Source organism: Xenococcus sp. PCC 7305 (assembly GCF_000332055.1).
Lineage (GTDB): Bacteria > Cyanobacteriota > Cyanobacteriia > Cyanobacteriales > Xenococcaceae > Xenococcus.
Window position 1 is genome coordinate 1 of the sequence record NZ_ALVZ01000214.1, and the last position, 20,869, is coordinate 20,869.

General features: G+C 39.7%; 20 protein-coding genes and 1 pseudogene. 8 read left to right on the top strand and 13 right to left on the bottom strand.

Annotation, left to right across the window (positions count from 1 at the left end):
- Positions 1-131: 131 nt before the first annotated feature.
- The 3 genes and pseudogenes from XEN7305_RS18325 to XEN7305_RS30395 all read right to left on the bottom strand — a co-directional run.
- Positions 132-863 (bottom strand): hypothetical protein, encoded by a 732-nt coding sequence (locus XEN7305_RS18325; protein ID WP_006510983.1) that lies wholly within the window; start codon positions 861-863, stop codon positions 132-134.
- Positions 864-1,022: 159 nt separating this feature from the next.
- Positions 1,023-1,145, bottom strand: a complete 123-nt coding sequence (locus tag XEN7305_RS29845) for a hypothetical protein (RefSeq protein ID WP_006510984.1) — start codon at positions 1,143-1,145, stop codon at positions 1,023-1,025.
- Positions 1,146-1,148: 3 nt separating this feature from the next.
- Positions 1,149-1,205 (bottom strand): annotated as a pseudogene (locus tag XEN7305_RS30395) (prevent-host-death protein); the annotation flags it as partial.
- 85 nt (positions 1,206-1,290) lie between these two features.
- On the opposite strand from XEN7305_RS30395, the gene XEN7305_RS18335 reads away from it, so the two are divergent.
- On the top strand, positions 1,291-1,557 hold the full coding sequence (locus XEN7305_RS18335) for a DUF1778 domain-containing protein (RefSeq protein WP_006510985.1): 267 nt from the start codon (positions 1,291-1,293) through the stop codon (positions 1,555-1,557).
- 147 nt (positions 1,558-1,704) lie between these two features.
- On the opposite strand, the gene XEN7305_RS18340 is transcribed toward XEN7305_RS18335, so the two are convergent.
- From XEN7305_RS18340 to XEN7305_RS18350, 3 genes are all read right to left on the bottom strand, one after another.
- Positions 1,705-2,631 (bottom strand): RluA family pseudouridine synthase, encoded by a 927-nt coding sequence (locus XEN7305_RS18340; RefSeq protein ID WP_040898582.1) that lies wholly within the window; start codon positions 2,629-2,631, stop codon positions 1,705-1,707.
- A gap of 65 nt (positions 2,632-2,696) precedes the next feature.
- On the bottom strand, positions 2,697-3,668 hold the full coding sequence (gene hpnA / locus XEN7305_RS18345; protein WP_006510987.1) for a hopanoid-associated sugar epimerase: 972 nt from the start codon (positions 3,666-3,668) through the stop codon (positions 2,697-2,699).
- A 208-nt stretch (positions 3,669-3,876) separates the two neighbouring features.
- Complete coding sequence (locus XEN7305_RS18350; protein ID WP_006510988.1) at positions 3,877-6,552, bottom strand: trans-splicing intein-formed DNA polymerase III subunit alpha N-terminal partner DnaE-N; 2,676 nt, start codon at positions 6,550-6,552, stop codon at positions 3,877-3,879.
- Between the two features lie 167 nt (positions 6,553-6,719).
- On the opposite strand from XEN7305_RS18350, the gene XEN7305_RS18355 reads away from it, so the two are divergent.
- From XEN7305_RS18355 to nusB, 4 genes are all read left to right on the top strand, one after another.
- Entirely contained in the window at positions 6,720-7,466 is a 747-nt protein-coding gene (locus XEN7305_RS18355) for a DUF1995 family protein (protein WP_006510989.1), read from the top strand.
- 127 nt (positions 7,467-7,593) lie between these two features.
- Positions 7,594-8,403 carry an HpsJ family protein gene (locus XEN7305_RS18360; protein ID WP_040898565.1) on the top strand — a complete coding sequence of 270 codons (810 nt, stop codon included), beginning with the start codon at positions 7,594-7,596 and terminating at the stop codon, positions 8,401-8,403.
- A gap of 236 nt (positions 8,404-8,639) precedes the next feature.
- Complete coding sequence (locus tag XEN7305_RS18365; protein WP_006510991.1) at positions 8,640-9,356, top strand: DUF502 domain-containing protein; 717 nt, start codon at positions 8,640-8,642, stop codon at positions 9,354-9,356.
- A gap of 84 nt (positions 9,357-9,440) precedes the next feature.
- A complete protein-coding gene (gene nusB / locus XEN7305_RS18370; protein ID WP_006510992.1) occupies positions 9,441-10,088 on the top strand; it encodes a transcription antitermination factor NusB in 648 nt (215 codons plus the stop codon).
- Between the two features lie 139 nt (positions 10,089-10,227).
- Here nusB and XEN7305_RS18375 read toward each other — a convergent pair whose 3' ends face one another.
- The 4 genes from XEN7305_RS18375 to XEN7305_RS18390 form a co-directional block, all read right to left on the bottom strand.
- Positions 10,228-12,264 carry an amylo-alpha-1,6-glucosidase gene (locus tag XEN7305_RS18375; RefSeq protein WP_006510993.1) on the bottom strand — a complete coding sequence of 679 codons (2,037 nt, stop codon included), beginning with the start codon at positions 12,262-12,264 and terminating at the stop codon, positions 10,228-10,230.
- 102 nt (positions 12,265-12,366) lie between these two features.
- A complete protein-coding gene (locus XEN7305_RS18380; protein ID WP_006510994.1) occupies positions 12,367-12,972 on the bottom strand; it encodes a Crp/Fnr family transcriptional regulator in 606 nt (201 codons plus the stop codon).
- Between the two features lie 123 nt (positions 12,973-13,095).
- Positions 13,096-13,353, bottom strand: a complete 258-nt coding sequence (locus XEN7305_RS18385; protein ID WP_006510995.1) for a hypothetical protein — start codon at positions 13,351-13,353, stop codon at positions 13,096-13,098.
- A 251-nt stretch (positions 13,354-13,604) separates the two neighbouring features.
- Complete coding sequence (locus tag XEN7305_RS18390) at positions 13,605-13,823, bottom strand: hypothetical protein (RefSeq protein ID WP_006510996.1); 219 nt, start codon at positions 13,821-13,823, stop codon at positions 13,605-13,607.
- Positions 13,824-13,972: 149 nt separating this feature from the next.
- Here XEN7305_RS18390 and glsA point away from each other — a divergent pair, with 149 nt between their 5' ends.
- The gene (glsA, locus tag XEN7305_RS18395) at positions 13,973-14,938 is read left to right on the top strand and encodes a glutaminase A (protein WP_006510997.1); all 966 of its coding nucleotides are present in this window, start codon (positions 13,973-13,975) and stop codon (positions 14,936-14,938) included.
- A gap of 130 nt (positions 14,939-15,068) precedes the next feature.
- On the opposite strand, the gene XEN7305_RS18400 is transcribed toward glsA, so the two are convergent.
- Positions 15,069-16,082 (bottom strand): type I glyceraldehyde-3-phosphate dehydrogenase, encoded by a 1,014-nt coding sequence (locus XEN7305_RS18400; RefSeq protein WP_006510998.1) that lies wholly within the window; start codon positions 16,080-16,082, stop codon positions 15,069-15,071.
- Between the two features lie 480 nt (positions 16,083-16,562).
- Between XEN7305_RS18400 and murC the strand changes: the two genes are divergently transcribed.
- Positions 16,563-17,993: a UDP-N-acetylmuramate--L-alanine ligase gene (murC, locus tag XEN7305_RS18405; protein WP_369792517.1), complete on the top strand. Its 1,431-nt coding sequence runs from the start codon at positions 16,563-16,565 to the stop codon at positions 17,991-17,993.
- 80 nt (positions 17,994-18,073) lie between these two features.
- Here the strand turns inward: murC and XEN7305_RS18410 are convergent, their stop codons facing one another.
- A complete protein-coding gene (locus XEN7305_RS18410; protein ID WP_006511000.1) occupies positions 18,074-19,309 on the bottom strand; it encodes a VWA domain-containing protein in 1,236 nt (411 codons plus the stop codon).
- Between the two features lie 103 nt (positions 19,310-19,412).
- Positions 19,413-20,216 carry a glutathione S-transferase family protein gene (locus tag XEN7305_RS18415; RefSeq protein ID WP_006511001.1) on the bottom strand — a complete coding sequence of 268 codons (804 nt, stop codon included), beginning with the start codon at positions 20,214-20,216 and terminating at the stop codon, positions 19,413-19,415.
- Positions 20,217-20,571: 355 nt separating this feature from the next.
- Here XEN7305_RS18415 and XEN7305_RS18420 point away from each other — a divergent pair, with 355 nt between their 5' ends.
- Positions 20,572-20,805: a hypothetical protein gene (locus tag XEN7305_RS18420; protein WP_006511002.1), complete on the top strand. Its 234-nt coding sequence runs from the start codon at positions 20,572-20,574 to the stop codon at positions 20,803-20,805.
- The last annotated feature ends 64 nt before the right edge of the window (positions 20,806-20,869 follow it).

Sequence of the window (20,869 nt, forward strand, 5' to 3'; positions counted from 1 at the left end):
TCCAGAAATCCCAATTCGTGAGAGTTGGAAGCGCGTGAGACACGCTGAGGTTTCCTCAGCAAGTGTAATCACGTAAGAAGCCCACACTGTAATCTTTGATTCAGTGTGCGGAGGATGTCACCAAAGTATCATCACATTAAGAGCAAGAGAATTGAGAACAGCACCACTCCAGCAAGAAAAGATTTAAAACAAGTATCTTTCTCGTCAGGTAGTTCTCGCTTAAGAACATTGAGGATAATGCTTCCTGTTAAAAAAGACCAGATAATCGCGATCGCGGCTTCGTTGAGATGAACGGCTTGTCCAATCACGGCTCCCAAGACAATTGCCCCAACTAAAAACCAACGCCCTTTCTTGTCATATAGAGATTGGTGATGTTCCCGTAAATTCTCATCGATAATGAAAAAATGCAGGGCAACGGCCATAAAAAAGAGCAGGCAGTCAATTAAGGTATGTTCACTCAAGTCCTGTAAAAGATAACCAGAAATGACATTAAGAATGCCAAAGGCAATGATATGAATCCAAAAACTAGTTGATTCATCATGAGTGATTTCAGAGTTCTCTTGCCGAAGGGACTTGGCTCTATGGGTTAATAAATTCAAGCCATAAAACACCAATAGTCCCATCAGTGCCAGGATATAAACATGATTTTCTAAATACTGTACTAGTAAAATTTCACTATGCTGAAGTTCTTCCTGAGTATGGCTAAGCTCAGGGAATATTTCGAGAAATACATAACTAAGAGAGACTCCACCAGCAAATGACGTCCAGCGAAATCGGGGAATGATCGAAAAGATCGGCAATCGGGCAGCAAATCCATGAACTAGAGCTAAAGCGATCGCTAAAATCAAACCTGGGCTAACCATATTTTTATCAATTAACTAAATAATCACAGACAATAGCTGAGACGACTTAGAGTAGCCTGAATTTAGCCTTACTCTCCATCAGACAAAAACTTAGATGCTCTAATAAAGATAATCTTCCCAGGCTTGTTTCGCAAATACTAGCTTCATTCAACTATTAACTCATGTTCTGTAACCCTTTCCAGAACGAAGCTCTGCGATCGCATCATTGATGCTATCAGCATTATTTTTACTAGACAATAGATGGAAAGTAGCTTCATAAGCTTTAAAGTCATCCAAACTCATAACCACAACCGAAGGGGCATTTTGTCTAGTTACGATTACTGGCGTGCGATCGGCTTCAATTTAGTTAAGATATCCAGCTAGCTTTTGTCGAAATTCAGTGTAAGTAACTGTGTCCATTGTTAAATAAAATAAGGGAGAAATAATTATGAAAATAAGTGGCAAACAAAAGGTAGTAAATCTGAGAATTGATGAGATTAGACGGAATCTAATTGACGAAGCAGCAAACCTTCAAGGGAAATCTCGCACTGAATTTATGGTAGAAGCGGCATATAGAGAAGCCGAACAGACTATTTTAGATCAAAAAATTTATATATTAGATCAAGCAGACTACGAATATCTTTCTCGTACAGATCATCAACCAGCTCCTAAGTTAGTCAAACTATTTAAGAGCAAAAGCCCTTGGGAACAGTAAAAATTCTAGTGAAGGCTTTAAATGATAAGGTTGCTGCTTTCTATAAGTCATTTGGTTTTGTACAATCAAAAAGTGACCCTCTTTTATTGATGAAAGCGATCGCTGAAGTGAGAGCTAGTATTAATTGCAGCGATTAGCGATTAGCTATTAATTTATTTTCTCTCGCAAAACCCGTAGTAATTTTGTAAACTCTTCAGGTAAAGGCGCGATCGCTTCTATAATCTTTCCCGATACAGGATGTTCTATAGTTAATTTCCTAGCATGAAGTGCCTGCCCAGAAAGATTCACTCGCACTGAACCCCCAGAACCATATAACATGTCGCCGACTATAGGATTGCCATTATAGGTGCAATGTACTCTGATTTGATGGGTGCGTCCCGTTTCTAGGAGAAATTGCATTAGGGTATAGTTGCTCAACCTTTCTAAGATTGACCAATGAGTTATGGCTTCTCTGCCGCCTTGGTCAACCGGAATCACTGCCATTTTTTTGCGATCGCTTTTATGCCTGCCAATGGGTAAATTAATCTGGCCAGACTCAGTTTTGGGACAACCACAAACCACTCCCCAATATTCTCTTCTGGCGGTTTTTGCTTTAATTTGAGCTTGTAGATGTTGGTGAGCGCGATCGCTTTTAGCTACTACGATCGCCCCTGTCGTATCCTTATCCAAACGATGCACAATTCCAGGCCGTTCCACTCCCCCAATGCCTGCCAGATTTTGACAATGATAGAGCAAGGCATTTACCAACGTCCCATTGGGATGACCTGGGGCGGGATGTACAACTAAACCTGGAGGTTTATTGATGATAATTAGTTCTTCATCTTCATAGAGCACATCGAGGGGAATATTTTCAGCTATCAAATCTAGCTTAGTCGGAGCGGGAATTGTGATCTTTAGGCGATCGCCATTAGTCAAGGAATTTTTTTTGCTACCACATACTTTGCCATTGAGAATTACGTGACCATCTTCGATTAATTTTTGAATTCGCGATCGCGAAATATCGGTTAACTGACTGGCTAGCCAGCGATCCAGGCGATCGCTTTGAGTTTTTACCTCTAATTCAATAGTATTTATCTCAATATTGTTTGTAGTATCTAAATCATCTGGATTTGGCATTTTGGCACGAAGCGAATAAATTTTTATTTATTTAAAAACCACTCTACAGCTTTTTGCAAGGCAGGCTTGATAGGGGACTGGGGAAGTCCTAATTCTCTAACAGCTTTGGTCGCATCGTAATACATCTTTTGTCGAGCCATTTTGACTCCATCTAGAGAAACAGAAGGTTTTTTTCCGATCGCACCGAGAAGTAACTCATCAATCCAGGCGCAAGTATGGGGAATACAATGGGGAATTAGTTGTTGTGGTGCAGTTAAATTAGTGATTTCTGCCAAGTTATCTAAGATCTCTTTGAGGGTCAGATTTTGATTCCCCAAAATATAGCGATCGCCACTTTTTCCTTTTTCCAATGCCAAAAGATGCCCCCAGGCTACATCCTCAACATCAATCCAATTTAAACCTGTATCTACATAGAAAGGCATTTTACCCTGTAAGAAACGTAAGATAATTTCTCCTGTCGGAGTGGGCTTGATATCCCAAGAACCAATGGGCGTGCTCGGATTAACAATGACAATATCCTGGCCTGAATTATAGGCTTTTAGGGCTTCTTGTTCGGCAAAATATTTAGATTTTTTGTAATGACCAACTAATTTATCTACAGGACTTTGATGGGTTTCATCAACAGTGATCCCTTTATGGCCTACTCCGATCGCAGCAACCGAGCTGGTATAAATTGTGCGTTCGATGCCAGCTTGCTGAGCTGCGGCTAATATGTTTCGAGTTCCCAAAACATTATTGAGATACACAGATTCTTGGTCTGCTTGCCACAGGGAATAATGAGCCGCGACATGAAACAAGGCGCGACATCCCTGCATTTTTTGCTTTAAATCCCCATCATTAAGATCACCTGTAATAATTTCGACATCTAGAGATTCAAGATTATCGAGCCGACTGGTAGGACGTACCAGTGCTCTTACTTTATAACCTCGTTTTAGAAGCAATCTAACTAGGTTAGATCCGATAAAACCAGTACCACCCGTCACAAATACACGCATTACTAATTTGAAGAGGTCACTATCCAAGTGAAGACAACAAATTATATACGATGGGTATTAACTTTTCTTTTGTGGGTTTATGTTTTAATTATGTTAATAAAGCGCGATCGCCAATTATCAAGATTAACCATACTTAAACTACTGAAGTTATTTTAACTTTTGAAGCATAATTTATAATCCTTATTTACCATTAATATCGAATAGGAAATCATAATCCCAAAACTTGCTTCAACTCCAATCCCTGACTAAAAATCTCATCGATCGCAACCATCTGACCATCAATAGTCATCAACTTATGATCCTTAGTCGCCCGAATCACAGAACCATCATCTAACATATATTCAAAAACTTCCTGTTCTCCTCGATTATGCCATTGGGCAATTTCTTGAGTATAAACAAAACCATTGGCATCCACAGAATAAACAGTACATTCGATTCTTTCCTCGACAATCTTACCAATAGAAATCGCCCCGTATTCTACTGTCAAAACCTCAGTATCAGCACTCAGACAATATTCGGCGAAATCCAACATTTGCTTAAACAAATCTTCTGCCACATCCTGAGTAACCCCATTCTTCGTGGAGCCATCAATAAACTTCACCTTATGCTTTTGCATCTCCGCAACCTTCTTTTTACCCATAGCTCTTCTGAGTAAATCTGCCTCACCCAAAGAATAACCAGCCAGATCTTGAGCCATCTTCATAATTTGCTCTTGGTAACAAAGCACACCATAGGTCTCTTTGAGAATTGGTCTTAACAATTCATGTTGAAACTCAACCTTTTGGCGACCATGTTTGCGATCGATAAAAATAGGAATTAAGCCTGCATCCAATGGTCCTGGTCGATAGAGAGCGAGAATAGAAGAAATATCTTCAATACCCGAAGGCTTAAGATCTTTTACGATCTGACGCATCCCATCAGATTCTAATTGGAAAATACCTTCGAGATCGCCTTTTTCTAATAATTTCTGAGTTTTATTAACATCTGGTGGTAATTTTTTACTTGTTCCTTTTTCGATAATATTAAAAGCCCTAATAGAATCTAGAGGCAAACTATCTAAATCTAAATCCGTATGTTGATATTGTTTAATTAAATCCGCCGCTCTTTGAATGGTTGTAAGATTTTTCAAGCCCAGAAAGTCCATTTTTAATAGTCCTAGAGCTTCTAAATCTTCCATATAATATTGGGTAATAACGGCACCTTCATTATTCTTCTGTAACGGCACAACCTCATCCAAAGGCTGAGAAGAAATTACCACTCCCGCAGCATGAACACCAAAAGTTTTATTCGTCCCTTCAATGCGAATTGCCATATCGAGCCAATGACGCACACTGATCGTGCCCACTTCCTCTTTTTTGTCGTTGTAGGTTTTAACGTAATCTTGATCATAGGATCTTTTAAACTCAGGATCAGGACTGTCATCGGAAATCATGACCTTGAGTTTTGCTGGTTTCCCCCGCGCCACAGGAATCAACTTAGCCAGGCGATCCGAATCCGCAAAACTTACACCAAGAACTCGTCCCACATCTTTGAGAACTGACTTGGAAGTCAAGCGGTTGAAGGTAATAATTTGGGCAACATTGCCTTCGCCATATTTTTCTGTCACATATTCGATCATTTCGTCCCGACGTTCGATACAAAAATCCGTATCAACATCAGGCATGGATTTTCTTTCAGGATTGAGAAAGCGTTCAAATAATAATCCATGATGAACTGGATCAATGTTAGTAATTTTGAGAGCATAGGCAACTAGAGACCCTGCGGCACTTCCTCTTCCAGGCCCCACTGGGATGTCCTTATCTCTAGCATGTTTAATATAGTCCCAAACCACTAAAAAGTAAGTAGAAAATCCTTTAGTCTGCATTACTTTTAGTTCTGTTAACAATCTTTCTTTGTAAACAGGAGGAATTTCTGAATGTTGGCGGCATTTAAGTCTTTCAATCAATCCTTGCCAAGTAATTTCTTCTAAATAACTATCAGGAGTATGGCCAGGAGGGACTGGGTAATCGGGAATTCTCGGTTCTCCCAAAATCTTGTAGGGTTTGATTTTTTCGGCAACTTCCACTGTATTATTAATTGCCTCGGCGATAATTTCATCACTAAGATGATCGCGGAATAACTGACGCATTTCTTCAGCAGATTTTAAATACTCCGTCCCGCTATAACGCAATCTTTTTTCGTCAGTAATGCGTTTTCCGGTGAGAATACATAACAATGCGTCATGAGCTTCTACGTCATAGCAAGAAATAAAATGAGAATCGTTAGTGGCAACAATTTTAATGCCAAATTCTTGTGATATTTTGACTAATTCTGTATTGACAATGCGATCCTCTTGGGAGCCGTGATCTTGGATTTCTAAATAATAATCATCACCAAAAACTCTTTGATACCATTGGGCAACTTTTCTGGCCTCTTCTAAATCGCCACTGAGAATTCTTTGGGGAACTTCTCCTCCGAGGCAGGCACTAGTTACAATTAAACCTTCGTGATATTTTTCGAGTAGTTCTTTGTTAATACAAGGGCGGGCAAAAATCCCTTTTCCTTGAAATCCTTGAAGATGGGAAATCGTGGTTAGTTTAACGAGGTTTTTATATCCTTGGGTATCTTTGGCGAGAACTACTTGGTGAAATTTTTTGTAGCGCTTTTTCGGGGTTTTATCTTCCACATCGCCGTTAATGACATACATCTCATTGCCAATAATCGGTTTAATGCCCTTTTGCTTGCATACTTTAATTAATTCGATCGCGCCATACATGACTCCATGATCGGTTAGAGCGATCGCACTCATACCCAATTCTAAGGCGCGATCAATCATTTGGGGAATCTGAGACGCTCCATCAAGTAAGCTGTAATCACTATGGATATGTAAACCAACGAAAGACATGTTTTTAAGGGATAAGGGATGAGGGATGAAGGATAAGGAGAAGCTTAATAGTTGTTTTGGGGATTGGTGATTGGGTACAGTATCTTAGCAATTATCATTTATAGTGTTGCGCAATTTTAGCAAAACCTCACTTTTAGTACTTTTATACTTAATCATAATCAAAAGCCATGAATGAATTTCCCCAAAGTATTGCTGAAGCCGTTGAACAGGCAAAAAAGACTGTGATAGATGCGATCGCAGATGGCTATACCAGATTGCAAGTAGAATTAGTCATTCCTGAAATTCCCCTCCAAGCTCAGTCTTTGGCCTTAGAATTTGCCAATTTATTTTTAGAATCCCATGGTTCGGGAGTCAAAGTCATGTTTCCCGATACAGGTGCTGCGATGCTGGCCAAAAGAGATTGGGGCGAAATTGCTTTTCAAGTCACAGATATGGGCGGACGTTTCACTTCGATAGAGCAGCAAATAGCTGAAACCGATGAAATTTTTATTATGGTCTGTCCGTCTTCGGTGGAAGTAGAGCGAGTGGAAACCTTGTGCAATCTAGTAGGCGATCGCCCTGTAATATTATTGATTCCCCAACTAGAAGATGTCGCCGTTGTGGGAATTGGACTAGCAGCTCGTCGATTAAGAGATAGATTTATTAGCACCCTTTATTCTTGTTACTACATTAGACCTCTAGAGGGGGCGAGCATTTTACGAATTCACCCCTCATCTTGGCAAATTTGGTTAGAAAAAGAAGAGGGTTACGAGTTAGCAATGGAGCTATCTAGTAAACCGATGGGAGAAGAATTAGATCGTTTATTAATCCAGTTAACTACCCCCGAAGGAGAGGCCGGAAAAAATAATTCAACCATCAAAAAACCTGGACTTTTGGGGAATTTACAGAAATTTTTGAAAGCTTTAAGTCAATAGATATTGACCCCAGAATATGAGGAAGCCAATTTATCTTATAGAGGCTAAGATAGGCAGATTAGAAAGCTTGTCAAACTCGCGCGTACCTTGCGCTGCAAGATTATTAGGTCATATTCTTACAAAAATTATGAGTAGCTCTAAAGTTTCCAGTTTTACTTCCCTTTGCCTCAAAACTATTGGGGGAATTCTAGTGTTGACCTCTCTTTTAGACTATTTGACACTAGCAATTCCTTTTCAATTCTCCGATTCCCAATGGCAAATTAGTTTCGCCAGTCAGATGGTGGACCGGGGAATTGTCCCTATGGTTGGGATCTCATTTATTGTCCTAAGTTATTGGGTCGAATCAATTATCTCGCAAGACAGCGATAGCAAAGGTTTTGACCTGCGATTGCCAGCCTTTTGCCTATCTTTGCTTTTAGGTGTAGTTTTTTTTGTTTTGGTTCCTTTGCACTTAAATAATTTACGAGCTATTAGTGTCCAGAATTTGGCGCAAATTGATGCTAGTACCGAAGAAGCCCAATCACTAATTAGTCAAAGATACGAACAACTCAAAAATCCGCAAAATGCTCAACTAATAACCCGCAGAATTAGTGATATTGATCAAGCCTTAAATAGCGGAAAACTAGAAGGGCAAACTATCAATCCGCAACAGCGAGAACAGCTAACCAGCACAAAGCAACAATTGGAAGGCTTAAGTCAAAGTGCTAAAAATCCCGCAACAATTGATGCTCGTCGTCAGGAAGCACAAAATAAACTAAAGACAGAAACCTTAGCACAAAAAAAACGAGCGAAGAGTCAGGCCGTTAAGCAAGGTTTACGGGTAGGGATCAGTAGTTTCCTATTATCTATTGGCTATCTACTTATGGGATGGTTTGGGCTTCAAAGTTCCAATAATAAGGTTGCAAAGACTAGTAATAAAAAGTCTTCATCCCGTTAATAAAAACTGATCAAACGAAATCTCTGCGGTTTTTTTTGATTGTGATTGAGGCAGCACAGGGTAAAATATCAAATAAATCTATCACTAACTAGAAAATCAATTTTTTGCTATCTTTGTTAAGATGCATATAAATATTATTAAGTCAACGCTTGCAATAATTCTTTGCAAGCCTTAAAAATAATATATAGTTCGAGATCAGTTTTATTGTCAGAATATTTCAGGAGAGTTTGCACTCTGTGCTGCAACGCTTAAAGCAAGATTTAAAAAATGATTTGATAGCAGGGTTTTTAGTAGTAATCCCTCTTGCTACAACCATTTGGTTAGCTATTACCATTGCTAAATGGGTAATTGACCTGTTGACTCGTATCCCGAAGCAGGTCAATCCTTTTGAGAGTTTAAATCCAATTTTAACGAATGTTCTGAATCTTGCTGTGGGGTTTGCGGTGCCCCTACTATCTATTCTTGTTATTGGTTTGATGGCAAGAAATATTGTGGGACGCTGGCTTTTGGATTTTGGCGAACAGCTATTGCAAGCGATTCCCCTGGCAGGTTCAGTTTATAAGACTTTAAAGCAAATTTTAGAGACTTTGTTGCGAGATTCTAAGAGCCGCTTTAGTCGCGTGGTAATGGTGGAGTATCCCCGTAAGGGTATCTGGACTCTGGGGTTCGTTACTGGGGCTGTTAGTGCTCAATTTCAAGCCCATATTTCCGAGAAAATGATTAGTGTGTTTATTCCTACTACGCCTAATCCGACTTCCGGATGGTATGCAATGGTTCCGGAAGAGGAAACAATTGATCTGGCGATTTCTATAGAAGATGCTTTTAAAGTTTTAATCTCTGGTGGTATTGTTAATCCAGAGGCGGCTGAAACTCTTGCCCCAAATTTATCTATTCCTTTGCCAAAGGCTCACCAAAAAATGTCATTAAAAACACCTGTAACAGAGGACTCTTAATTAGAAATTAGAAATTAAAAATTGAAAATTGAAAATTGAAAATTACATTCTCTTCATTTACGTCACCTACTGAATAACTGACTTATGCCTCCTCGTCAACAACCTCGAAGTATTGCTCGCGAATTAGCACTTTTAAGTATTAGTCAAATCAAAACTAGTCCTAGTAAGCTTGCTGAACAAGATTTAGAAGATCTGATGTTAGGTGCTGTGAGAACTTTAACCTCAGAAGTGCAAGATATTTTAGAAACTGCTAGTGCCGAGACTAAACGTGGTGAAGAGCGTCTTCTCAGCAGTGCGACCCGCAGTAATGATTTGGACAGCGCCAAATTGATGGTATCCGATGCTATTAAGTTAACTCAAAAAGCAATTAATAGATTGGGCACTGCGATTGAAATTCCCGAATTTGTTCAGTTAAGTAATCAAGAAAAAGTTAAAGAATATGCGATCGCGATTATTGCTGCTGTCAAAGAAAACCGACAATATATCGAACAGTATATTGAAGAAGTCTTGGTAGCATGGCAACTCAGTCGTTTACCGAAGATCGATCAAGATATTTTGCGGATCTCGGTTGCGGAGATGTTATATCTAGAATTGCCCATTAGAGTGGCGATCGATGAAGCAGTAGAGCTAGCCAAAAGATATTCTGATGATGAAGGTTTTCGCTTTATTAATGGCGTTTTACGTAAGGTTAGCGATCGCATTAAGAAAGAGAAGTTACCTGTTAATCCTTAAATTGGGTAATGGGTAATGGGTAATATAGCCCTTCTCTAATTAGTGAGATACATAAGGATATGCTTTAGGGAATAGGGAATAGGGAATAGGGAACAGCAAACTGTATCTTATGAATATGAGAAACGCTATAAGTAATGAGCTATTTGTTTACCAAGAGCCAACTTCTTAGAACTTCTGCGACACTCCAAGCTTGGGCAAAACAACCTCTGGGAGTGAAGGGCGCGTCGCCATCGAAGATTTCGCTAATGCTTCCGATACAGCCAGCTTGTAAATGATCAGCCATTGGTTCAATGAAACTACGGGCTAGTTCGGGGTTGTTATAGACTCGCAGATGGGCTTGAATGAAATGACCAATGAGCCAAGACCATGTGGTTCCTTGATGATAACTACCATCCCGCTGCAATTGATTGCCGCCGTAGATTCCTACATAATCAGGATCATTAGGATCAAGCGATCGCAAACCTGAGGAAGTAAGCAAAATTTGACTAACCTTATCTACTACCATTTTCTGTTGTGATTTTTGTAGAGGCGAAGACCATTCACTCTCAATTGCCTCTATTGACGGGAGAGAAACTGCAAAAATTTGATTGGGTCGAAAGCTAGGATCATTACCCTCAGGGGAATCAATTACGTCATAGCAATAACCCCCAGCTTCATACCAAAATTTGGAGAAATGCGATCGCGCTCTTGTAGCTAGTTCTTGATATTTACTGCCAGATTTCCCTAAAACCTGAGCAAAATACATCATACAGACCAAAGCATTGTACCAAAGAGCATTGACTTCAATAGGCTTCCCAATACGTGGCGTCACAACCCAATCTCCAACTTTGGCATCCATCCAGGTCAGCTGAACTCCTTCTTCTCCAGCATAGAGCAAACCATCATCATCCAGATGAATATTGTAGCGAGTGCCTTTGAGATGCCAGTCAATTATTTCTGCTAAAAGAGGGAATAATTTGGCTAAAAACTCTTGATCTTTGGTGGCAGCGTAATAAAGCTGAATCGCCTCGAAATACCATAAAGTTGCATCTACCGTATTGTATTCTGGCGTTGACCCAGCATCGGGAAACATATTGGGCAACATTCCCTGGTCGAGATGTTTGGCAAAGGTGAGAAGAATTGTTTTCGCAATTTCATATCTTCCCGTGGAGAGGGTTAGGCCAGGTAGGGCGATCATCGTATCTCTTCCCCAGTCAGTAAACCAAGGATAGCCCGCAATAATCGTTTTCCCCTTGGGATTATCGGTTAATGGGCGATCGACAATGAACTGATCTGCTGCTAAAACTAACTGTTCGACCCAATCCTTAGGCTGACGGGGATGGGGTTTTTTAGCAAGAAAATTGGAGAAGTACCACAGATTCAGTAATTTACTTTCTCTATTGTTTTTTTCCTGTAGACTAACTTTGCTATCCAATTGAGGAGTATTTTCCGTACTCGCCACAATTGTTATGGCCTCTCCTGGCTGTAAAGTAACCTTGCCTGTTGCAGCATTAAGATGGTCTTCTACTTCATCTAAACCTCGATATTTTTCAACTGCTAAGGTAAGATTGCGATACCAATTATTATTAATCTCCCAGCTAAAGTTGTTGGTTTGATTTTCCTGGGTGGCAAATAAATATAAGCTAGCTGCATCATCGCAGGCTCTAATTTTTAAGCTCTGTTCCCCAAGATGATCCACAGAGAATAATGAGCTGCCTTCTGTTTTATTGTGATAATCTCGGTAATTAACTAATGCTTTGAGGGACAAATTTAAGGGCTGAGTACCTCGGAGGAAACTATAGCGAATATAAGTTGTATTTGCTCCATGCTGCATCCAAATACGCTTTTCAAGCAAGCCATCAGCAAAGGCATAGTTCCAGACAGCCGTTGTCCCTGCTAAATAAAAATTCTCGATATTCAGATATCCGTGGGGCGCAATTGTGCCGTCAGCCCAACTATTAGTGTAGAGATCATAGGATTTTGTATTATATTGAACAGTCTCATCTAGTTTAGTTAAGAGTAAAGTTCTAGCCACAGGGGGCTTTAAAGCGGCAACAAGTAAGCCATGATAGCGCCTTGTTAATCCTCCCGCGATCGCACCTGAAGCATAACCACCAATGCCATTGGTCACCAACCATTCTCTCGACTGAGAAATTTCAAAATTACTACATATTTCTCGCCCAAACTTGAGACTCATAATGACCTGACCTATGGTTTAAGAGATTCAGTAGCTATGCAAAATCAGTTATACATTCTTTTTTGCCTAACATCTAACACTATAATCTCTAACACCTCTCGATCATGGTCTCTTAATAATAATATGGCGATCGCTATCAAATTCAATCCAGTTTTTAGATTGAAACTCACCTAACACTCTGGTGACAGTTACTCTGGTGGCCCCAATTACATTGGCTAGATTTTGATGGGTGAAACGAACGGCAAGACGAGTCCCGCCCTTAACAGGTTGTCCCATATCGTCTCTAAGCATTACGAATAACTCCCACAAACGATCTTCAACTAGTTTAATCGCAGTAACAGTTAAAAGTTGTTCAGTTTTAATTAAGCGATAACTTAATTTAGCAATTAATTCTGCAATAATTTGAGGGTATTTTTTTAAATATTGAGTATTCAAACATCTAATGTAAACATCAGATAGCGCTTGCGCTTGATAGGGCGCAGACTGCAAATTTCTATTGTCAAAAACATTACCAGGAGTTACCCAGCCGAGTATTATTCCCTTTTCTGCAAAATTAATCTTACTTAACTGCACCACCCCGCGATAAACTTGCCAAATTCCAGTTTCTAATAATGTAATTTCCTCGCCTTTTTCGTAAAATTCTAGTAATGGTTCTTGAGAATCCTTTGGTTGATAAAAATTCGGTGACAGTCTATCAGTCAATAACATAATGAAAATACTTATTCACTTAGGGGAGGGGGATAACCTGATCCCAAGTGTATTGGATAAAAGTAAATAAATAGTAATCGAGAGGTTAAGGCGTAATTCGATTACTATTTTGAGTCTGTTGAGTTAGTTGGTCGGTTCAGTGTTGCCAAAAGAAGGGATTAGACCCTTGCCCGATTCGTAGCCATCTTGGGCTGTAATTTCGCCGATAAGCTCAGGTTCTTGATTAATACATTCAGGTCTCTTGGCATATTTGCAAACTCTAGCATAGAGTCGCGCTCGGGTTCCCGGACTGCCATTGGAAAAATTGACTTGTCCTTTTTCTGTGATGGAAACGCCACAGATCTGACAAGTTTGCAGATTATTCAAATGATTTTTATCCATAATTTATCAATATTGTTATCTGAGTCAGTGTAGCGCAGGTCAACAAAATATTTATTAGCTTATGGTCTAGCTAAGAATGGTGTTAGGTTTTAGGTGGTAAGTTTTAGGTTAAAAAGAGTTACATTTTAATTTAAATCGAAGAATATTTTATGTAAAAAGCATTTTTAAGGCTTTAGCCGCCTATTATAGCTAGGTTTATGATTTTTTGAAGTTTACCTAACACCTAACACCCAATCCCTAAAACCTTTTCCTCACTCTTCAAAAATAGTGATATTTGTATAGCTATCAAAACAACTAACAATAATTGTTTTGTCATATTCGTTAAAAGAATTATAAGCACTATTAAAAGTATTTCTCAGTTTGTGATGCATCTTGCCGGAAAACCGACGTGAATGCATCGTTGTACCATCATCTAAAACCTGATAATTCCATTCTTGGAGATTAGCGGTTATCTCATTGAGTAAATTCATGATTTATTAACCTAGTGATAGCTGTTATTAAGAGATTTTGTAATGATTAGAGTATTCCCATTTCTCTCGATTTACTAACAGGCCATCAACAGAGATTGAATCTTTCTGGTAATCTCAGTAAATATATTGACCGCAGCATCTTATCTTTAATGTCTAAACTAGAAAGATTTCTGGAATCTCTTTATAAAAAATATCGAACCCTTAACTCAGGAAAACTAGCAAGTTATATTCCTCAGTTGGCTAATGCCAATCCCGACTGGTTTGCCATCACTGTGGTGACTACAGATGGCAAGGTTTTTACTGTAGGAGACAGCCAGGAAAATTTTACAATTCAATCTATTTCCAAAGTATTTCTCCATGGTATGGCATTGGAAGATTGTGGAAGGGCCGCATTACTCGAAAAAGTGGGGGTAGAACCAACAGGTGACCCCTTCGATTCGGTAATTCGCTTGGATGAAAACTCGAAACGACCTGATAATCCGATGGTCAATGCTGGGGCGATCGCCACCACTAGTTTAATTAAGGGTAATGAATTAACAGAACGCCTTAATCGAATGTTAGAAATGTTTCGTCGTTATATCAACCGCGACGTTTTTATCGATGTTTCCGTATTCATGTCCGAAAGGGCAACAGGTCATCGAAATCGGGCACTAGCTAACTTACTGCTTAATTTTGGCACAATTGATCATAATATTGAAGAAATTCTCGATCTCTATTTTCAACAATGCTCCCTGGTTGTTAACTGTCAAGATTTAGCGATGATGGCTGCAACATTAGCGAATCGAGGTATTCAACCAATTACGAATCAACAGGCTGTCCAATCCGAATATGTCAGGGATATGTTGAGTGTGATGCATACCTGCGGCATGTACAATTACGCAGGAGAATGGGCTTATCGTGTCGGTATTCCTGCTAAAAGTGGAGTTTCTGGGGGCATTATTGGTGTAATTCCCGAAAGAGCTGGGATCGCTGTCTTCTCGCCACTAATTGATCAACAAGGGAATAGTGTTAGGGGATTACGAGTATTCGAAGATTTATCCCAAGAGTTTGGTTTTCATTTGTTGGATGTATCGATGGGAAAATGCAATTTTGCGGACTGCCTCGAATCGGATTGAATTAGATTTTAGGTTTTAGGTTTAATGCTTTGATAGTTAATGAAACTCAAAAAAAGCAAGGCAATGAGAAAAGCATCAATTTCCCATTGCCTTTTTAGAGCTTATAGCTTAGAGCAAAGTGATTTGAAAATTAATTCCATTTAGCAGCCATAACTTCTGCTAAATCAACAACTCTTTGAGAGTAACCCCATTCGTTGTCATACCAAGCAACAACTTTCATCATGTCGCCATCAAGAACTAGAGTTAGCTGTGAGTCGATAGTAGAAGAAACATTAGTTCCCTTAAAATCGCCGGAGACTAGAGGTAATTCGGTATAACCAAGAATTCCTTTAAGTTCTCCTTCAGCAGCAGCTTTGAGAACTTCGTTTACCTCTTCGGCAATAGTTTTCTTCTCGACCTGAGCGACCAAGTCAACAACGGAAACATTGGGAGTAGGCACGCGCATAGCAATCCCATTGAGTTTGCCTTTCAATTCGGGAACAACCAAAGCTACTGCTTCAGCTGCACCAGTAGAAGTAGGAACAATATTAATAGCGGCTGCTCTAGCTCGTCTCAAGTCACGGTGACTAGCATCAAGAATACGTTGGTCTCCAGTGTAACTGTGAGTAGTCGTCATTGTTGCTTTAATGATGCCAAATTTATCGTTAAGAACTTTGGCAATAGGAGCTAAACAGTTAGTAGTACAACTAGCATTACTAACAATATCAAATTCGCCAGGTTGATATTGATCTTCGTTAACCCCAACCACATAGGTCCCAATACCAGCACCTTTACCAGGAGCAGTAATTAGAACTTTTTTCGCTCCAGCCTGTAAATGCTTACCTGCACCATCTTTGTCTCGGAAGACACCAGTTGATTCGATTACGATATCCACATCCCATTCTTTCCAGGGCAAGTTTAAGGGATTGCGATCAGATACACATTTAATTGTTTGGCCATTAACAATCAAAGAGTTAGTGTCGGCCTTAATGTCAGCATCTAAAATGCCCAACATTGAGTCATATCTGAGCAAATGAGCATTAGTTTTGGGATCGGAAGTATCATTAATCCCCACTAATTCTAAGTTGCTATTTTCTCTGCCTACTAAGCATCTTAAAAAGTTACGTCCAATACGTCCAAAACCGTTTATTGCTACTCTAACCACTGCGTCTTGCCCTCTATAATAGTTTTACGTCAATAAATTAAATGATTCTTAATAAGACTCATCATATCGTAAAGTATGACTTATTCAATATGCTAAAAAAAATTGATTTTTTCTCCGGGGATCGCAAGAGTCTAGTTAGTTAGTAAAACCACAGATATTCCTAGTAACTGATGGTAAATAGAAATTTCCTTTATGGTGTTTTCTCGGTTCCGGAGCGAAATGATCATAAAAGAAACCTAAATCAATACTTATTGCTTCTTATTTATTTGTCATTTGCTTTTGAGCAATATCACTAGTCCGAAAAATTGCTGTTATCATAGCCCGTATCGCTTGTGACTATTGTGCGGAGAAAATCTCCGCTAGCGATGTACGTTCGTCGTGAACAGCCAAAATACCAGTGGTTCTGAAGGAGACTTGAGGGTGAAGAAAGTAGATTTAAATGGCAGACCATTTCATTTTATTGGCATTGGCGGGATTGGAATGTCTGCTCTAGCATATATTGTTGCGAAACGTCGATTGCCAGTATCGGGATCGGATTTGCGGACTAGTCATATTACCGATCGCCTAGAAGCTTTGGGTGCCAAGATTTTTGGTCGGCAAGTAGCGAGTAATTTGGCATCTTTTGCTTTGCCTAATACTGCTAACGCCAGATCTTTGTCGACTATGGCGGTCTCGAATGTTGAAACAGCAACAAATTCTGTGGCAACTCAAGTAAAGAATACTGTTAACAATTTACCTCAAGTAATTTGTTCGACAGCGATTAATTCTTCTAATCCCGAATATCAAGAAGCTATTAAATTAGGGTGTCCAATTTTTCATCGTTCGGATCTTTTGGCCGCTCTGATTAATGAATATTCTAGTATTGCCGTCTCGGGAACTCATGGGAAAACGACTACTAGTAGCGCGATCGCCTATGTGTTGCTCCAAGCAGGTTTAGACCCCACAATTATTATTGGGGGAGAGGTTGATGCTTGGTCAGGTAATGCTCGCGCTGGAGAAAGCGATTATTTGGTCGCAGAAGCAGATGAGTCTGATGGCTCTTTGGTGAAGCATTTTCCCGCCATCGGAATTATTACTAATATTGAACTAGATCACCCCGATCGCTATCAAGATTTGACCGAAGTTATCGAGATTTTTCAGACTTTTGCTGAGCAATGCGAAACTTTGATTGGCTGTATTGATGATCCCAATATTCAGCAACATTTAAAACCTGATATTAGCTACAGTCTCGACCCTGATAGTAATGCTGATTACTTGGCAAAAAATGTTAACTATCATGATCAAGGCACGCAAGCAGATATTTGGGAAAGAGGGGAATTTCTGGGGACTTTAAATTTACAATTGTTGGGAACTCATAATCTGAGTAATGCCCTGTCTGTGATTGCTGCGGGACGTAAAATTGGTTTAGGATTTGCCGAAATTGCTGAGGGCTTGGCAAGTTTTACTGGAACCAAAAGACGTTTTGAATTACGTGGAGAAGTTAATCAGATTAGGTTTATTGATGATTATGCCCATCATCCAAAAGAAATCGCGGTGACTCTAGCCGCAGCTAAATTAAGAATTAGTCAAAATCTGGATACCCAAAGAGTGGTTGCGGTCTTTCAGGCCCATCGCTATAGTCGGGCACAAACTTTCTTGGAAGAATTTGCGGCTGCGTTTAAGGATGCTGACCTGGTTGTGGTTACAGACATTTATAGCGCAGGAGAGATGAATACTACTGGGATTAGCGGAGAACAATTGGCTAGCGCGATCGCAGAGCATCATCCTCAAGTTTTTTATCACGGAGATCTCGCTACTCTGCCTCAATATTTGCGATCGCAAATTTTGCAGCCAGGAGATTTAACTATGTTCCTTGGGGCAGGAAATCTCAATCAAACTATTCCTAAAACCATTAGTCTGTTCGGTTCATAGCTTTGCTGGGATAACGAGAAGTATCTAGTGCCGCTACGCGGAAGTAATAGGTAATAAGTAATAAGTAATGAGTATTGTTTTTACAAACCAATTTTAGAAGCCAATCTGGTTCTCTTTCTTTCCTTTGGTGATAATTCTTCTCCTCGCTGTAGACGAGTGGCACTATTTTGTAAAACCGTAGCCGAAGTTTTATCTCCCAGTTGCAAGGCTGTTTTGGCAGCATTTTGCAGCATAGTCACGGCTCCAGTCTTGTCTCCCTCTTGCAATTTTGTTTCGGCAATTTGAGTTTGACGGTATTTTGCTAAGAGAAGAATTGATTGCTGTACTTGTTGATTTAATAGAGGATGATATTCTTCTTGTGAGTTGATTTCTATCGAAAAAATAGGAGACAATTCATTTTCTCCTGCCATAGTTGGATTATCGTAGGAAACCTGCACTGTGGCTATTTGATAACTACCTGGAAATAATTGGTTAATATAAAGATTTATTAGCACAATTCTGGCCTTATCGGTCATTAAATCACCAATACGAACTTTGAAATAGTTTCCTTCTAGTTTAAACGGTATTTCCACCGCTTCTGGCGCTACTTGAGTAATGGGTTTTAGTTTGCCTAATCTAGTTCCCGGAGATAATTCCACCATTAAGTGGGCATTGGTTAAACCTACTGTTTGAATGCGAGCAAAAACCTGCTCAAATTCAATTAAGGCTTGTTCTGGCTCTTCTATGTAGCTTAAAGTTCCGTTGGCCAAGTCAGCAATTTTTTCTAAAGTGTCTTGACTCCAATGTTCGCCAAAACCAAGAGTATTAATTGTGATTTGATATTCGGCAGCTAGTTTGGCAAATCGGACACAACGCTCATCGTCACCATGTTCGTTCTCCCCATCACTGAGCAAGCAAATATGAGAAACATTATTGCGCTTGCGATGGGAGATTTCTTTGATACCCAATTTCATTCCGCGATCGATCGCAGTACCACCCTCTGCCTCTAGCTTATCTATCAAAAATTTTATCTTGGCAATATCGGTTACTGATTGACTAGGAACAATCACTGTGGCTTCTTGATTAAAGGCAATCACTGAAATGCAATCCCCTGGTTGTAGTTTTTCAATGATTGAGATTGCTGCCTGTTTGACAGTTTCTAGAGGTTTTCCTTTCATCGAACCACTGCAATCTAAAACTAAACAAAGATTTAGTGGCAAATCATAATCCGTTGATTCGGCGATCGCGGATATTTCTAGAGACAATTGACGCTGACTATTTCTACTGTTAGCGTCAATATGAGCGTCACTTAAATAATGTTCTAGATTAATTTTCATCTCTACTATTTCAGGGAATAGGCAACAGGGAGTAGGGAACAGGGAAGAGACCAGCTACTTTTCCTTGCTCCTCGCTCCTCGTTCCTCGTTCCTTCTTATTTTTTTATTCTATTTCAATCGACGTTGGAGCCGCATCATCATTGGGGGTCGAACTACTGTTAGAAGTAGAAGCTTTACGATAATCGGCATAAAGGCGATCGCGCCAGTCGAAGAAGATATCATAATCACTATTATCAGCAAGGCCGGGAATTCCCTTGCCTTTGAGCTGACTGGGAATATCGAGATAAGAGCCTTCAGGAAACTTCAATAAAATGCTTAATCCTGCAACAGCCAAATCTGCTAGGGTGGGTGTATCTCCGACTAAATAGGGTTTGTTTTGTAATATCAAACTTAGCGCTTCTAAATCTTGTTTTAATCCCTTCTTGGCATCTTTAACTGCATCGCCACCAAAACCAACGCCCATACCTAAAACATCTAATAACTCACCGGGAATTGCCCCCACAAGATTTTTTAGTAGATCGGGAGTTTCCTTTGGCAACACAGAAGTGCGGAAGTTCTGATTTTGGTTTAAAGCTCCAATAAAAGCCTTTCTGCCTTTGAGGCCGATGGATTCATCTGCCCATTCTTCGATGAGTAGACATTGACCTTTGGCCAAAGGATCTTCGGGGATAATGGGGCGATCGGGATATTTGCGATCGAGATAAAAAGCTATTTCAGTAGAATCAGCAATATAAGTACTACCGTCTTTGAGTATTGGCACCTGCTTACTACCAGATTTTTGGAGAAGTTCTATCTGTCCAACACCGGGAGTAACTTCAATTTTGCGGTATTCCAGTTCTTTGTAATCGAGAATTAGACGAACTTTCTCTGAATATTGGGATAGTTCAAATTGATATAACTCCAGCATTTCCTTTTCCTTGGGATGGGATTAAAATTCAGCAATTGTCACCAGAGAACCCATCGTGAAACAACAGGTTTTCCTCTGACTTCGTTAATGTAACTTCTTTTACCATCATTTTGCTGTAGTTTGCTGGACAAGGAAAGCTATAGAGATTTTTGTCGAGGCGCAAGACCAGTCTCTGTCGGCAATTCAGGCTATTTCATCGTCCCAAAATTTCTCAATTCCAGAATTTTGGTCGCCAGGTCCGGAAAACACCTCTATAATGGAGCCGAACCAAATACATTTTTTTGTTTTTTTGTCAATATATAAATATAAGCAGAAAAATTAATTCAAAAATTTAGATTTTCACGGAGCTAAAACCATGCTGACAGCAGAAAGCAACCAAAAATATCGCTTCCACGACATAATGACTCTAGCCGAAGAAGCTGAAAAACTGGGAAAAAGGGCAATGCAGTTAGGGCTAATCTCTAGTTTGACAGTCCATGTTTTTCCAGACTGCTGGCAATTTTCTTTTTCCAATCGTCGGGAATCAGAAATGATGACTCCACAAGAAGCTTATCTGCGATTTAAGAAACTTGTGGAACGAGCTGACTGAAGAGTCAAGAGTCAAGAGTCAAGAGTCAAAAATTATTGCCCAATGGTATTTTGTGCCTGAGATG

Bases quoted from the DNA above. Each gene is read 5' to 3' on its own strand.
- XEN7305_RS29845 (WP_006510984.1), bottom strand. From the start codon at position 1,145: ATGAGTTTGGATGACTTTAAAGCTTATGAAGCTACTTTCCATCTATTG.
- XEN7305_RS18350 (WP_006510988.1), bottom strand. From the start codon at position 6,552: ATGTCTTTCGTTGGTTTACATATCCATAGTGATTACAGCTTACTTGAT.
- XEN7305_RS18385 (WP_006510995.1), bottom strand. From the start codon at position 13,353: ATGGATAAAAATCATTTGAATAATCTGCAAACTTGTCAGATCTGTGGC.
- XEN7305_RS18375 (WP_006510993.1), bottom strand. From the start codon at position 12,264: ATGAGTCTCAAGTTTGGGCGAGAAATATGTAGTAATTTTGAAATTTCT.
- XEN7305_RS18325 (WP_006510983.1), bottom strand. From the start codon at position 863: ATGGTTAGCCCAGGTTTGATTTTAGCGATCGCTTTAGCTCTAGTTCAT.
- XEN7305_RS18420 (WP_006511002.1), top strand. From the start codon at position 20,572: ATGCTGACAGCAGAAAGCAACCAAAAATATCGCTTCCACGACATAATG.
- murC (WP_369792517.1), top strand. From the start codon at position 16,563: ATGTCTGCTCTAGCATATATTGTTGCGAAACGTCGATTGCCAGTATCG.
- glsA (WP_006510997.1), top strand. From the start codon at position 13,973: ATGTCTAAACTAGAAAGATTTCTGGAATCTCTTTATAAAAAATATCGA.
- hpnA (WP_006510987.1), bottom strand. From the start codon at position 3,668: ATGCGTGTATTTGTGACGGGTGGTACTGGTTTTATCGGATCTAACCTA.
- XEN7305_RS18415 (WP_006511001.1), bottom strand. From the start codon at position 20,216: ATGCTGGAGTTATATCAATTTGAACTATCCCAATATTCAGAGAAAGTT.
- XEN7305_RS18410 (WP_006511000.1), bottom strand. From the start codon at position 19,309: ATGAAAATTAATCTAGAACATTATTTAAGTGACGCTCATATTGACGCT.
- XEN7305_RS18335 (WP_006510985.1), top strand. From the start codon at position 1,291: ATGAAAATAAGTGGCAAACAAAAGGTAGTAAATCTGAGAATTGATGAG.
- nusB (WP_006510992.1), top strand. From the start codon at position 9,441: ATGCCTCCTCGTCAACAACCTCGAAGTATTGCTCGCGAATTAGCACTT.
- XEN7305_RS18380 (WP_006510994.1), bottom strand. From the start codon at position 12,972: ATGTTATTGACTGATAGACTGTCACCGAATTTTTATCAACCAAAGGAT.
- XEN7305_RS18355 (WP_006510989.1), top strand. From the start codon at position 6,720: ATGAATGAATTTCCCCAAAGTATTGCTGAAGCCGTTGAACAGGCAAAA.
- XEN7305_RS18390 (WP_006510996.1), bottom strand. From the start codon at position 13,823: ATGAATTTACTCAATGAGATAACCGCTAATCTCCAAGAATGGAATTAT.
- XEN7305_RS18360 (WP_040898565.1), top strand. From the start codon at position 7,594: ATGAGTAGCTCTAAAGTTTCCAGTTTTACTTCCCTTTGCCTCAAAACT.